The sequence below is a fragment of the Thalassomonas actiniarum genome (genome assembly GCF_000948975.2).
Taxonomy (GTDB): domain Bacteria; phylum Pseudomonadota; class Gammaproteobacteria; order Enterobacterales; family Alteromonadaceae; genus Thalassomonas; species Thalassomonas actiniarum.
Genome location: NZ_CP059735.1, coordinates 5834720 through 5849053 on the forward strand (window position 1 = coordinate 5834720; position 14334 = coordinate 5849053).

General features: G+C 48.2%; 11 protein-coding genes. 3 read left to right on the top strand and 8 right to left on the bottom strand.

Annotation, left to right across the window (positions count from 1 at the left end; translation table 11 throughout):
* Window positions 1-66: 66 nt before the first annotated feature.
* Window positions 67-1056 carry a 2,3-diaminopropionate biosynthesis protein SbnA gene (gene sbnA / locus SG35_RS25415; protein WP_152646652.1) on the top strand — a complete coding sequence of 330 codons (990 nt, stop codon included), beginning with the start codon at window positions 67-69 and terminating at the stop codon, window positions 1054-1056.
* 407 nt (window positions 1057-1463) lie between these two features.
* Window positions 1464-2639: a glycosyltransferase family 9 protein gene (locus tag SG35_RS25420; RefSeq protein WP_063888654.1), complete on the top strand. Its 1176-nt coding sequence runs from the start codon at window positions 1464-1466 to the stop codon at window positions 2637-2639.
* 164 nt (window positions 2640-2803) lie between these two features.
* Here the strand turns inward: SG35_RS25420 and SG35_RS25425 are convergent, their stop codons facing one another.
* Together SG35_RS25425 and SG35_RS25430 are read right to left on the bottom strand one after the other, a co-directional pair.
* On the bottom strand, window positions 2804-3088 hold the full coding sequence (locus SG35_RS25425; protein ID WP_044833403.1) for a SymE family type I addiction module toxin: 285 nt from the start codon (window positions 3086-3088) through the stop codon (window positions 2804-2806).
* Window positions 3089-3285: 197 nt separating this feature from the next.
* Window positions 3286-4209 (bottom strand): LysR family transcriptional regulator, encoded by a 924-nt coding sequence (locus SG35_RS25430; RefSeq protein ID WP_201777806.1) that lies wholly within the window; start codon window positions 4207-4209, stop codon window positions 3286-3288.
* 112 nt (window positions 4210-4321) lie between these two features.
* On the opposite strand from SG35_RS25430, the gene SG35_RS25435 reads away from it, so the two are divergent.
* The gene (locus SG35_RS25435; RefSeq protein ID WP_044833404.1) at window positions 4322-4699 is read left to right on the top strand and encodes a YybH family protein; all 378 of its coding nucleotides are present in this window, start codon (window positions 4322-4324) and stop codon (window positions 4697-4699) included.
* Between the two features lie 47 nt (window positions 4700-4746).
* Here the strand turns inward: SG35_RS25435 and SG35_RS25440 are convergent, their stop codons facing one another.
* From SG35_RS25440 to secD, 6 genes are all read right to left on the bottom strand, one after another.
* Window positions 4747-5694 carry an alpha/beta fold hydrolase gene (locus SG35_RS25440; protein ID WP_044833405.1) on the bottom strand — a complete coding sequence of 316 codons (948 nt, stop codon included), beginning with the start codon at window positions 5692-5694 and terminating at the stop codon, window positions 4747-4749.
* Window positions 5695-5959: 265 nt separating this feature from the next.
* Window positions 5960-8662 carry a TonB-dependent receptor plug domain-containing protein gene (locus tag SG35_RS25445; protein ID WP_053043096.1) on the bottom strand — a complete coding sequence of 901 codons (2703 nt, stop codon included), beginning with the start codon at window positions 8660-8662 and terminating at the stop codon, window positions 5960-5962.
* Between the two features lie 98 nt (window positions 8663-8760).
* On the bottom strand, window positions 8761-10368 hold the full coding sequence (locus SG35_RS25450; RefSeq protein ID WP_044833452.1) for a hypothetical protein: 1608 nt from the start codon (window positions 10366-10368) through the stop codon (window positions 8761-8763).
* A gap of 165 nt (window positions 10369-10533) precedes the next feature.
* On the bottom strand, window positions 10534-11409 hold the full coding sequence (locus SG35_RS25455; RefSeq protein WP_044833406.1) for a hypothetical protein: 876 nt from the start codon (window positions 11407-11409) through the stop codon (window positions 10534-10536).
* A 152-nt stretch (window positions 11410-11561) separates the two neighbouring features.
* Window positions 11562-12497: a protein translocase subunit SecF gene (secF, locus tag SG35_RS25460; protein ID WP_044833407.1), complete on the bottom strand. Its 936-nt coding sequence runs from the start codon at window positions 12495-12497 to the stop codon at window positions 11562-11564.
* A complete protein-coding gene (gene secD, locus SG35_RS25465) occupies window positions 12494-14323 on the bottom strand; it encodes a protein translocase subunit SecD (protein WP_044833453.1) in 1830 nt (609 codons plus the stop codon). Before secD ends, secF begins: the two co-directional genes overlap by 4 nt.
* Window positions 14324-14334: the final 11 nt, after the last annotated feature.

Here is a 14334-nt window from a genome sequence, read left to right on the forward strand (position 1 = left end):
CAACAGTTAGTATCTATTTACTTACTACTTAATTCATTAAACAACGGCCAGTTTGGAGATACGATCATGAAGGACAATATAGGTTCTTGCGTTGGGAATACTCCCATAGTAAGGCTGTCAAAACTATTCAAATACAGCAAAGTTGAAGTTTTGGCAAAAATGGAATTACTCAATCCGGGCGGCAGTATTAAGGACAGACCGGCGAAATATATGCTGGAGCAAGGACTTAAATCAGGCAAAATTAACGAAAACAGCCATATTATAGAAAGCTCATCCGGCGACATGGCACTGGCACTGGCGATGCAGTGCAAACTACATGATCTGGCCTTCACCGCGGTGGTGGATCCACAAATTCCTGCCAACAACCTGAAAATGCTCAAGCTTTACGGCGCCAATGTTATCCAGGTAAAGGAAAGAGACGAAAACAACCACTATTTGCTGACGCGGATAAAAACCGTGAAATCGCTGGAAAAAGCCATCCCCAATGCCGTTTGGCTGAACCAGTATAGCAATCCCCATAACTGGCAAAGCCACTTTTACGGCGAAGGCGAAGAAATTATCCGCCAGGTTGAAGGCCCTCTTGACTACCTTGTTATGGACGCCAATACCTTAGGCGCCCTGATGGGCATATCCCGTCGCCTGAAACAGGCGTATCCGGAACTAAAAATAGTCTCGGTACAAATCCAGGATTCACTGCTTTTCCGTGAACCTTGCGGCCCCGGAGAAATTCCCGGGATCGGCGAAGAGCGGGTGCCGAATGTGCTGGAACTGAGCGAAATAGACCGTATGGTAGATGTAGATGATTACGAGTCGGCATTGGCCTGTTATAACCTGCTTGACTACGAAAGCATCTTTGCCGGCGCCTGCAGCGGCTCAGCCATCGCCGCCATAGAAAAATTATTGCCGGAGATCCCCGAAGGCAGTCGCATCTTAACCTTGTTGCCGGACCACGGCGATCGCTACCTCGACTTTATTTATGACGACAGCTGGCAGCAAATGGCCAAAGAAAGACACCTTGATACATTACCCGGCAGCAACAATGGCACAACCGATTGACAGCAAGCAACAGTCAGGCCCCGAAAATAACTTAAGATTACCGTTATTTTCGGGCCAAGCCTAAGTCTGTTAGCTCCTCAATAATCACAAAAAATTCATACTTGCCACTTACCGCTAAAATCTTGGTTTTTATCGCGCTAAAGCCGCATTTTCTCTTTTTCACCTGGCTGGTACAGCAGAGAAATACTTGGTATATTAGAATCTTGCTCGTGCTCTCCCCGGCAGTTAAATATGCTCCCTTGCTAAAGGCACGTAACGTTTTATTGAGTGACAATGAATTATCAACAAACTCGGTGTTGATTATTTTTATGGACAAAGAGGAAGATTGTCATGAGCCCGCTTATATGTAAATTACGCCGCCTATACACATCAGCAAACCAGCCTGGCGCATTACAAGGTATCCTTATATGCCTTTAATTTCTTCGCAGCAGTTCCAACGGGCTAAACGTTTATTGTTTATGTCACCACTGGCGCTTGGCGATTTTCTCTATCTAAAAACTTTTCTTGGTAAAATCAAAGCCGAGTATCCGCATATAGAACTGGATATCTGGCAGGACGATAATCGCAATAACAGCCAAAGCTGGCGATTATTACGTAGCCAGACCATAGAGCAGTGGATCCAAGCAGAAGCGGATTTTACCAGAAGCTATGGTTGTTGCGACTCACCGGCCCGGCAACGCCAGCAGATTAACCGGGCACAAAAGCTTAATTATGATCTGATTATTATCCAGGGCGGCAACCGGGGCCGGCAATATTCGGCCCTCGCCAGGGAAATCAGCCCAGATGCCTTTATCGCTACCTATAAAGGCAGCAGCCGCTATTATGGCCTGTTGGACAAATGGGATTTTCGCCACAGCGACAAAACCTGCCAACTGAACAAAAAAGCCTTGCCTGAAAATTACCATGTAACCGACAGGTATTATCAGATCATACAGGCGATTTCAGGTATAAGCTTAGCGCACTCAGAATTTATGCCGGTACTGAAACTTCCCCAATCATCAGAGTCTCGCGCCACTGACTGGTTAACAAAAGCGTTTTCAGATCCCGCCCGCCAGGGGCCGGTTATTTTTTTAAACCATTTATCAACCGACAAAAAACGTGACTGGCAACCAGGCAAGTTATTTGAACTGATCGCTAAAATGGGCCAGAAAAATCCCGATAGCCGCTTTATTATCAACATCATCAAAGAACATCAAAACGAGATATCAAGGGCCATTCAATCCACCCCTGAGTTACAACCATTTCAAGTGGCGACATTCACCGCAGAATCTCATTTTTTTGACCTGCCTTCACTGATCGCCCAAGCCGATCTTGTGATCACGGTGGAAACCGCGATCATGCATTTTGCTGCGGCAACCGGACGCCCGTTAATAGCCATGATGCGGCAAAAAAAGCCTTACTGGGCGCCGCCGGCCAGCAAAACTACGAAAGTTGTCTATACCAGTAAGAAAAAAGATCATATCAGTGACATCGGCGTCGATAACATCATAGGGGCCATTAACACAATGCAAACAGCGCTTAACCAGCCGCCGGCGATTGTTTCACCGGTTTTAGGGGACATACCATCGCTAAAGCGAGCCTAGCAGGGAAAACAACTTTTCCCTTGCCAATTGCGGAGGTTGGTATTTTGATAGTTAACAGCCAAGGTTAGCGTTCCCCCATATGGGCCAATAATAAGCTGTTAGCCAATTTTAAAGCTATTGTGCCTGGTTGCAGACACAATAGCTTAGTCTTCTATTCCTCAGTACTAGTCTTCAGCAGACCTGTCTAAACAAGCCTGTTTCGGGGTAATAACTACTTGCCCCTGGTTGACGATAACATTGACCTTTTGCCCGACAGCAAAACCGGCCTTGCGCAGCCATTTCCCCCTGAGCACAATACAAGGTTCAATTTTTACCGGCACATAATTAATACCTATGCCCCGGCTCTTTGCTGCCGACTCACAAATCGTTTCCTGTACGCTAAGTCGCCGGTAAATGGGATATTTTACTTTTGCCTGGGCAGGCTCTGACGTATGATGATATTCAGCCATGACGGACTCCTAGTTCAGTTCGTTTTGGTTAGCGACCTCTGAGTGGTAATGACACTCAGGGGTTGCGACTTTGCTTGTTAGCTAATAACAATGAAGTAATGAAAAATATTGAAGTGAGTGCTCTCCTTTATTGATGGGATAGCACTATTAATAAAGACTAGATTGCGGGTTAAATCAACAGTAAGAAGGTCTTTTTTTTATGGGAAATTTACGGCCTGCTTCATTTGCTTTTTAATGGTATCAACCGCTAATTTAACATTCAAAGGCGTTTGTCCGCCAAAGGCATGCACCGCATAGACAGGAACGGCAGGGAGCAGAAAATCGGGAAAAATATCAATCAGTTCGCCTTTCTGCTTGCAGGGAGAGAAGATAAAGTCAGGAACTAAAGCAATACCCGCCCCGGATTTCACCATGGCTATGACAGCATTTAACGAATCATTAAAACGGTTGGGCTTAAAAGCCAGCTCTATGGTATTTCCACTGTTGTTATCCGTTAAGGTGTGACTGACGCTTTTCCCCTGCCAGCGATTGGCAACATAATCACAGGCAAGCAGCTTTTCGGGATTGTTTTTTAACTGCCCCACAGACAAATTTTCCCGCTGGATATATTCGGGACTTGCGCATAAAACTTCACGAAAGCTGCCCAGTAATTGCTGCTTATAATCGCTGGACGGCAATTCCCCCACCCGGACGGCGATATCGATATTGTCATCCATTAAATCAACACGCTGATCACTGGCATAAATGCTGGGAATAATCTTGTTAAAGCGACTGACCAGGCTACCTATGGCCGGTGAGATCACCGCTTCAATCAAGGCATGAGGGGCACTGATACTCAGGGTGCCGCTCGGTTCTTGCTGTGCGTACCTGGCGTTGTCCCAGGCCTGGTTAGCCAGCACATTGATCTGCTGACATTGCTGGTAGAAGTCCTGCCCGACCGGCGTTAATACCTGCTGGCGTGTGGTGCGCTTTAACAGCAGCACGCCCAACTCCTGCTCCAGGGTTTTCAGTTGCTGGCTGAGCACGGACTTGGAGATCCCTAAATCGTTTGCCGCGGCGCTGATAGAACCCAGCTCAACGATACGGGAAAACACCAGCATATGGCGGATATATTTCATCATATTGTTCGCTATTTTAGAACAGTGATTTAAGCTTTACTATCTTTTTCAAAGGTAATATTCCACCTATCATTAAGCTATTAACAGAGCATTATTTTAGTTTCAGGAGCAAAACATGAACGAACAAGACAAAGCAGCTATCATCGCCAAGATTACCCGGGCAAGCGAGACCTGGAAGCAAGGTTTTAATCAGGGTAATGCCGACGTATGTGCCGGTCAGTACACCCAGGATGCGGTGATGCAGGCCCGCCCTTTCGGCACGTTTACCGGTTTTGATGCCATCAGGGAATTTTGGCAAAATTTGATCAATGACGGTTTTAGCGATGTCGATTATATCGAACCTGATTTTGAGGTGGTGGATGAAAAAACCGTGCTGCTAACTTCCCGCTGGCGCATGAATAAAGCCGGCGGCGTGATCCATAAAGAATTGTGGCAGCAACAGGCAAACGGTGAATTTAAGCTCGCCGAGGATGACTTTGAAGTGCTTGAATAAAGCAAGCCTTCACATACAGCCAGGGCGGCAATAGCAAAGGCAAGACATTATTGCATGTCTATAAAATCGTTAATAATATCAGCCGTCTGCCCGGGCACTTCTATCATGGGTAAATGACCGACATTGGCCATCACCTCGATACGGGGATTAACCAGTAGCGGTTTCAACACCTCAGCCCCGCTGACATCAAGTACCCGGTCTTTATCGCCCCAGAGTACTAAGGTCGGGGCAGCATAACCTTTAAGCACCCGGTTTAAAGGGGATGACGGCTGGGGGACACCCTGGTCGAGATGATGGATCTGATGAAAAATCCTGGTATTGAGGGCAAGGGACTGTTCCGCTTGTTGTGCCAGGTGATCCACTATCGCCTGCGGAATAAAGGGCGGCTCGACAAAAACAACCTCCAGTAGTTGCCTGAACTGCTCTTTATTTTCCACTAACACCCGGGGGCTTTTCCCCTGCGCTAACTCGATAAACATTTCACTGCTTTGTGCCCCCGTTACGCCAAAAGGCGCCAGCAGCATTAAGCTTTGTACCGATTCTGGATAAAGGACGGCAAAGTTACCGGCAATATAACCGCCCATAGAATTACCCGCCAAATGAAAAGTGCTGATACCAAGGGCATCGGTAAACTGTTTTAGCCGCTTTGCCTGGGGTAAGGCATCATAGTCTAAGCTCGCATCTTTACTGCTGTTGCCAAATCCCGGCAGGTCAGGGGCAATAACATCAAAAGACTTGGTGAGGTGATGGGCCAGGCGGTTCCAGTTATCTTTATCGGCGCCGAAACCATGGAGTAACAACAACTTAGGCCCCTGCCCGCCACGCAAATATTCAATCTCCAGCTCGCCAACCTGTACCTTATGTACCGTTAAACCGGCAAAATAGCGTTCTGCGGCAATAGAGAGTTGAAACAGCCTTTCGTTGGGGATCAGAAAAGTCAGAATAAGCCAAAGACAAAGCAGGCCAGCGGAAATATAAGCAAGAATCTTCATCATTAATAACTCATCCTTTGAATTAACCTTAGATCATAGCCGAACAATAGCATTTGAGCCGGGTTATTTATTGCAATGTATTCAGAAGCATAGAAACAGGAGTATACAGAAAAAATAACCAAGATGAAGCCAAGCCGTCGGCAACAGCCAGAGCAGACAGCCGCTATTGCCAGCGTTAGCCGCGCCAAAGGGCTATTAAAGCTGGACATTAAGGGCAAAAAAACGGCCGCTCCCATGGGAAGTGGCCGCTTTTTTCTTTTAAGTCGCGTTAAAAGCTGTGCTTATAACTGACGGAGAAACCTGTGCCGATTTCTCTGGTTTTCACCTTGATATTATCCTGCAATACTTCCATGTCTTCGCCTAACAGGTTTTGTACTTTGAACTTCACTGTACCCGAGTAGCTCGGGTAGTAGGTATAAACCAGGTCAAGCGAGTGGAACGGCTGCTCAAAAGCATCACCACGGTCACCGGCACCGGCGGCAAGAATACGCTCACCGAAGACGTTGTAGACCAAAGAGCCGCTGTGATTACCGTCTGCCGAGTCATAACCGAGCTGGAAGTTAACCACATATTCCGAGTGACCTGTCATGCGGCGCTTCTGGCTCTGGGTACCGGCATCTTCCGCCGACAATACCGTTTCAGAATCGCTTAAGGTGATGTTACCGGAAGAAAATAAGCCATCAAGCGCCAGGGCGGATAAGTCGTATAACCACTCGGCTTCAACCCCGTACACCTTGGCTTCTTCACCGTTAAGGTAAGTTAAGCTGTAGCTGTCATCCCCCACCAGCAATTTGGTTTCGATCGGATCCTCGATGGTTTTATAAAACGCCGCCACCGAGAAGTTATTGCCGCTATCGCCGTAATATTCCCAGCGGGCGTCATAGTGTTTTACCGGGCTGGATTTAAGGCCCACGGTACCAACGGTTTTCAGGTCGGTGATAGGGTCGATAAATTCCACCGGCGAGACTTCACGCATATCCGGACGTACTATGGTTTCACCATAGCTGAGGCGATACTGGCTTTGCTCACCTAAATAGGTCAGCGCCAGGGCGCTGAAAATATCGTCTTCAACAATAGAAGCATTTTCGATATTTTCCGGGGTAAAAATCTCGTTAAAGTCGGTGATGCTGTAGATTTGGCGGGAGAACGCCAGCGAAGTTTGTCTGAAGTCTTCCCAGCGTAAACCACCGCTGATGCGCCATTTTTGCTCGTAGATAACATCAAACGAACCATAATAGGCATCAATTAACTGCGCCGCGACATAATCATCGGTTTTCGGCTCATTAAAGACAAAATCAAAGTCGGTATTGTCGATAAACTCGTCGGTGAACGCACCGCCGATATCCAGTACCTCATCTTCATTGGTATTTAATATTACCGCTTCATTAAAGTTGAAACCAAATACGTCGGTACGGTAATCACGGTTTTTCTCGAGGAAATCTCCACCTGCTTTCAGCTCAACTTCAAAGTCGCTGAAGAACAGCGGCAAGCTGGCATTCCAGCCATAAGATTCCACTTCATCTTCCATTTCAACAAAACCGTGGGTGCTGACGTTAGTCACTTCCAGCGCTTCCGAGTGCTGGTAAACACCGTTGTCGAATACATCCTGTACTTTCAGCTCGGTTTCGTTGGGAATATCGGTAGTGGCGGTAGAGTTGGTATATTGCCAGTCTATGCCTAAACCGTAAAATTGATTAAAGGTGTGCTGTCCCAGCAGCTGGGTAACGATTAGCTCCCTTTCCTCAAAGCGGGTTTTATGGGTACGGGATAATTTACCGTCCGCCAGTGTTAATTCGTTATCCGGCTGCGCCGTAGTGAACACTTCTACTTCATCATCGGTGTTGCGCAGCAACATGTTGGACAAAGAAACTTTATGATCGCCGAGCTGATAACCCAGGTTTAAAATACCGTTGAGCTTGATCTCATTGGTGGTTTTTGCGCCTTTGTCCAAACGGTCGTAACAGTCAACGGTAACCGTTTTCTGGCAGTCGTTGCTAGCTGCACCGCCGGAAATTTTCCCGCTGGTTTGTTCACTGTGGCTCCAGCCGTTGTCATAACTGAGCGCCGCCATAAAACCTAAGGTACCGCCAAAGGTGTTCTCGTCAAAAGAATTACCGGTGGCGATAGAAAAGCCCATATCGGGATCTAAGCTTTTCTTGCTGATGTCCTGGTTATTGTTTAACGATTTCGCCAGCGACTTATTGATGGCCCGGGCATCTTGTGCCGAGAAGTCCTGACCGGAAATATTCTCTTCCGTGGTAATAATATTATCGAGCGAGAAGTCGGCCTTATAGCGGTCAAAAGCGGTATCTATTGCGCCGGGTAAGCCCCGGGTACCGTCATCTGTGCCTAACCAGTCATCGCTGCCGCCGGAGTAGCTGTATCCGCTGCCCGACGCCGAATCACCGCCGATATCCATTTCAATATCAAAGAAAAAATCACTAGGTATGGTTTTGGTACGAATATCAACATTACCACCGCCAAACGCCGCCGGCATATCCGGCGAATAGGCTTTTTGTACCGACAAGCTGCTGATGATGCTGGACGGGAAAATATCTAACGGAATTACATTACGGGTTAAATCCGGACTCGGCACATTGGCGCCATTTAAGCGGGTACTGGAATAGCGCTCACCTAAGCCGCGGATATAAATAAATTTGCCGTCAACCAGGGTTAAACCCGTTACCCGGCGAAGGGCAGAAGCGGCATCGCTGTCGCCGGTGCGGGAGATTTGCTCGGCCCCCATGATATCGGCAACAAATGCCTGCTGTTTTCTTTCTTCGATAACAGCGGTGGCGCTGCCTTGCAAGCGGGTAGCAACAGCAACCACTTCTTCCATGGCCAGCTCCTGCTCATCTCCTTCTGCGGCATAAGCGCCGGGAGCAAAACCGCTGGTGATACCGGCAGAAAACGCCAGCATTAATCCCAGATTTAACGGGCTCAGTGTAAAGTTGGATGGTTTGGTTTTCATACCAAATGACCTCTTGGAAAAAACAATCAAGAAAATGACCAGAACGAGATATCTAAGTCCTGGTCATTAATTGGTAAAGGAACTAACGAGGCTATTGCCTAGTGGGCAAATGAAGAAGCACCGGCAATGCTCATGGCGGCATCGACCCATTTCGCCCAGTCACTGTTGACATCGCTTTCACTGATGGCGCCGACATAGTCCACCTGGTCAAACCAAGGGTCCATGGCGTTTACATCAACGGCTGCAGGAATCGTTACCGCTGTGCCTTCGGCGTCAGTCATAATCGCCGCAGTACGGTAGCCGTCGGCGGCATAAACCACATGGTCTTTGGTTAATGCGATATTGCCTTTGCTTTTCCACCAGGTAGCCAGGTCAAAATCAGGATTGTTTTTCGGGTTTTTAAAGTTGATGCCACAGGCAACAACCGAACCTTCAACAATAATTTTATCGGCGTTGGCATTGGCGATAACACCGTCTGTTTCAACCTTATCTTTTTCATCGTTCAGTTCAAAACACTGGTGCGAACCTTCGGTAGCCGGATTAGTCACCAGCAGGTTGTACAGCTTGCCCATACCCCATTCACGCATCATGATACCGCGTGAAGCATCGCCGTCACGGATACTTTCAGTTTCATTGGAAATCACGGTAACGTTGGCAACCGTCGGGTTAGAGCCCGACTCATCACTGTCGCCCTGGGCTGTTGGCGATGATTTTGCGCCGTCGGTTTCAAAGCCGCGGTTACCCAACTGGTTACCGTGCTTAACTAATACATGCTGGATTTTACCGGTATAACCTTCATCCCAGTCAACACTGTCGTCCTGGTTATGGGTCAATACCAGGTGCTTCATGTTAACGCTGCCGCCAAAGGCTTCAACGCCATCGTCGTAACCTTCGTGGATATGCACATAATCTATGGTAGTGCCTGAGCCAACCGCATATAAAGATAAAGAGTTCAAATCGTCACCGGCGCCCGCCAGTTTAGGACCCGAACCGGCATAACTGACGGTAACAAATTTCAGGATACCGCTGTTGTCATCTTCGATGTTGCCGCCGTAATAAGACACCGCACCTTCGGTTTTCTGGCTACAGCTGTCGGCTTCACGCTCGGCGGTCGTACATTTGTTGTTGATACCGCGGCCGTTGATCATAATACCGCCCCAGTCACGGTATTTAGGACCTTCACCTACGGTATCTAAATCTTCGAACGCTTCGTTGGAAGTAAAGGTAATCGGCTTATCAACCGTGCCTTCGGCAACAATGCGTGAACCGCGGGCAATGCGCAGGTAATCGTCGTTACCGGAAAAGACGATAGTGCTGCCGGCTTCAATCGTTAATACTGCGCCTGTCGCCGGGATATTGCTTTCCTGGCCGGGAGCATAATCGGCGCCGATAAATAAGCTGCCGTTAAAAATATGACGACCTTCGATGGCCGGGATATAAAGATCACTGGTGATTTCTTTCAGATCTGAAGCAAAAGTGGTGGAGTAAACACAATCATTGCCGTCGGCACTGCCGGTTAAGGTAGAGCCGTTCTGGGTGTAAGAAGCACATATCAGTTCAGTCGGGGTACCCGTGCTTGGGTTAGTAACACTGTTGTCGACCGAATTGTCGACGGTAGTCGGTTTGACTTTAATATCGCCACCACAACCAGCTAAGACTAAGGCACCGGCAATCATACTTACTTTAAAAACTTTATTTACTAGCATCAGGGTTTGCTCCACAGCGTTTTGTTTAAGTTTGTTAAAATTTGTTTAACGACAAATTTTTTACAGCTATGTTACGAAGCAAAGATGACAGAAATGTTTTACTAATATTGTGGTTTTGTGTCGCTAATATTTCAGCTGTATGACACGAAAGAGATAAGGTGAAGCCTAATTGCCCTGTGCCTGCTTTTTACTTTCCAGCTCCCGGGCCACATCCAAAATCAAACTGGCGGTCAGGCGGGAGCGCTCAACTATGCCCTGAAAACGGCTGACACCGGACTGGTTATCAATCACAGGCAACCAGTCCAGCCCGAACTGCTCCATTTGCGCCAGCACCTGCTTTTTATCCGCTTGCGGGTTCACTGCCTGGCCAAACTCAACAAAACCCGCCACCTCGGCCAGCGCGGCTTTATCGTTGTTGATTATGGCTTGAGTAAAGCCGTGCCATTTGGCCACCGCATTATTATCCGGCAAACCGCGAAAAGGTTTTAACGGGTATTTTTCCATCAGCTCATTGTTATTATCGCTGTTTAATATCGCAGTGAGTTTTCTCGAAGAATAGAGGCCAAACAAGGCACCTTGCTCATCGAGGATCACCGCATATTTAAAAGGAGGTGAGCTGAGCAAGTGATTAAAGTACATCCATACCGCCCCGCCGTGGTAACCGCGATAACCTAAGGTAAAGCTCAGCACCTGGGTGCCGGAGGCGATCAGCCTGGGGATTTCCCTGACACTGCTTTTGGGATCCGCTTTCAGCGCCGTTACCGGGATTTTTGAAACCTGTAAATCAATCGGCGCAGCGGCAGCACTGACGATAACATCGGCGGTTTCAAAAGATATCAGCCCGGGAAGCTCTACCTTTTTAAAGATACCGGCGGATGCCATCCATAACACAAAGGGGATCAGGGCAATACCGACATCGACCGGTTTAATCTCGACATTTTTTGCCAGCTTGCCCTTAAGCCAGATAAAAATCACCAGGGTCAAAATAAAGGCGGGGGCGAGTACCCAGCTGTGCTCGCGGATCCAGGCGGTCATATCCATAACTGAATTTCCTCACTTTGGCAGTCTAAAAACCGCTCAAGAGATAAGCAATTGACATGGGCTCAAATTAAGCCCATGTATTTGCTTATCATTATAGTTAGCCCGGTGTTATTTCACTATTTGACTCCCCCCTTTCATTACTTCTCAAGCAGCTAGGGTAACTGACAGGAGATTTCCGCCTGCTTTTGATAATAATCAGCGGTTAACCCCAGCAGTTGGGGTACAGTAGCGGAGATGACCACAGAGGAGAATGTACCGACAACAATTCCGGCAAATAAGGCGACAGAAAAACCGCTTAAAGACGCCCCCGCCAACAGCCATACCGATAAGATGGTGGCCAAAGTGGTGCCTGAGGTGATCAGGGTACGCACTAAGGTCGATTTTATCGCCAGGTTGATGATGGTATCCATGGACGAGTCACTCTGACTGCGCATAAATTCCCGTACCTTATCCCCGACGATTATTGAGTCATTTAACGAGTAGCCGATAATGGCCAAAATGCTGGCTAATACCGTTAAATCAAAACTCAGTCCGGTCCAGGCAAATAACCCCAGCACCAGAATAACGTCATGACAAAGCGCTGCCACCGCCCCGGTCGCCAGACGGCACTCAAACCTTACCGCCAGGTAAAGTAAAATCACCACGGCTGCCGTTAACAGCGCCAGGCCTCCCTGCTCTATCAGCTCTTCTCCCACCTGACTGCCCATATAAATGGCTTCCTGAGGTTTGATGGTGATAGCCCCGGGTTTGGCCGCCATCTCTTGTGCCAGCTTATCCAGCCAGTCGGCCCCTTTCACACTTGAGACGTTATCTGCCTGGCGCACGGTCCAATAGTGTCCCTGGTTTGCCGACGACAAGGTAAATCCGTCCGGCAAATAAGCACTTAAGGCCTGCTGCATGTCCTGCTGGCTGACGCTTTCGCTGGTGGAAAATTCGGTTAAATAGCCTCCGGTAAAGTCCAGGGCGAGATTAAGGCCGCGACTGAACAGCCCTGCCAAGGCAAGCAATACCAGTCCCATAGAAAAGTAAAAACCGACCGTTCTAAATTTTGTCAAAAAAGTCACCGGTGTTTTATCGATATCTTTCATAGTGCAACTCCTAGTAACTGCTGCTTATTTTCTCTGATCACTAAATTGGTTAATGCCTTGGAGACGAAAACGCCGGTAAACATACTGGTTAAAATGCCTAAACATAAGATAACGGCAAAGCCCTTCACCGGCCCGTAGCCTATGGCATAGAGGATCATCCCGGTGATCAAGGTAGTAATATTGGCATCCAAAATCGTGGCAAAGGCATGTTTATAGCCGACTTCTATCGCCATCAGCACCTTGCGCCCGCGTTTAAGCTCCTCTTTGATACGTTCAAAAATAAGCACATTAGTATCAACTGCCATGCCTACGGTGAGTACCAGTCCGGCAATGCCGGGTAAGGTTAACACCGCCCCCGGTAACAGTGACATCAAACCAAGCAGGCTCATTAAGTTCAGCGCCAGGGCAATATTGGCAATCAGACCTAAACTCCGGTACCAAAGCATCATAAAGACCAGGGTTATCGCTATACCCAGGGTTAAGGCTTTAATACCCTTGTCGATATTATCGGCCCCTAAAGTGGCTTCTATGGTTTGCTGTTTCACTATGGTCACCGGCGCCGTCAGCGAGCCTGCCCGCAACAACAAAGCCAGTTCCTGCGCCTCCTGCAGGCTTGGCATATTGGTGATGCTAAACTGCGCCCCCAAATGAGACTGTATAGTGGCAACATTAATCACCTCGCTTTTTTTCACCGCCTGATTATGTTGATTGCGGTAATACTCTGAAAATACCGTCACCATAGGTTTGCCGATATTCTCCTTTGAAAACTTCGACATTTTTTTACCGCCTGCGCTGTCTAAGGTTAAGTTCACCAAAGGCGCCCCCATTTGGTCACGACCGGGGCTGGCATTTTTGATATTGCTACCGGTAAAAACCGCCTGGCTGTTTAATACCAGTTGGCGGCCATTTTCATCGCTGATACGCTTAATGCCCATGGCACGGGAATTGGCCGCCAGCTGGTAAAACTCCAGCGAGGCGGTGGCGCCGATAATACGTTTTGCCTGCTCGGGATCATGCACGCCCGGCAACTCGATACGGATACGGTTTTTCCCCTGTTGCTGGGTAACCGCCTCGGTAATGCCTAACTCTTCAATGCGCCCGCGCATGGTTTTTATCGTTTGTTTCATGGTTTGCTGGCGAAACTTTGCCAGCTCGGGGGCGGCATAAGTCAAAGTCAATCGGTGGCTACTGACTTTCTCCGGTGTCAGTTCGGGATATACCCGGGTAATTTCAGCCAGCAAAGGTTTCAAAGATTGTGTGCTGCTGGCTGCCAGCGTAAGGCTGATGCCCGATTGCCCGGACACAGCAAGCTGTACTCCCCTGAGCTTATTTTCCATCACCATAGATTTTAGCGACAGCGAGATCTGGTTTAAGCGCTCCGTTAAGGCCTGCTCTATGTCGACATCAAGCACGAAAAGGACTCCGCCGCTTAAGTCCAGGCCCAGTTTAATCGGCTCTCCTCCCAGGACTTGCAGCCAGGCGGGAGCGTTATTTACCACAGTGCTGGCAATCACATATTCCCCGGCCAGTTTCTCTTTGAGTACTTTTTCAACTTGTGTCCGGGCAGTCTCATCCGACAAGACTAAGCTGGTATATGCCTTGTTGGCAGAAATCCCGGTGAACTGCTGCTCTTGTTTGGCAAGCAATGCTTTTAAAGGCTGAGGCGCAATTGGCTTGCCTGCTTCAGATCTTGGGGTGATCTGGATATTGACCTGATTGCTATAAAAATTAGGCAGGGCGCTGATCAGCAATAATATCAAGGTGATCACTATCACCAGGTTTTGCCACTTAAAATAAGCCCTCGGCTTTTTTACGGGTACATTCATCATAAAATCTC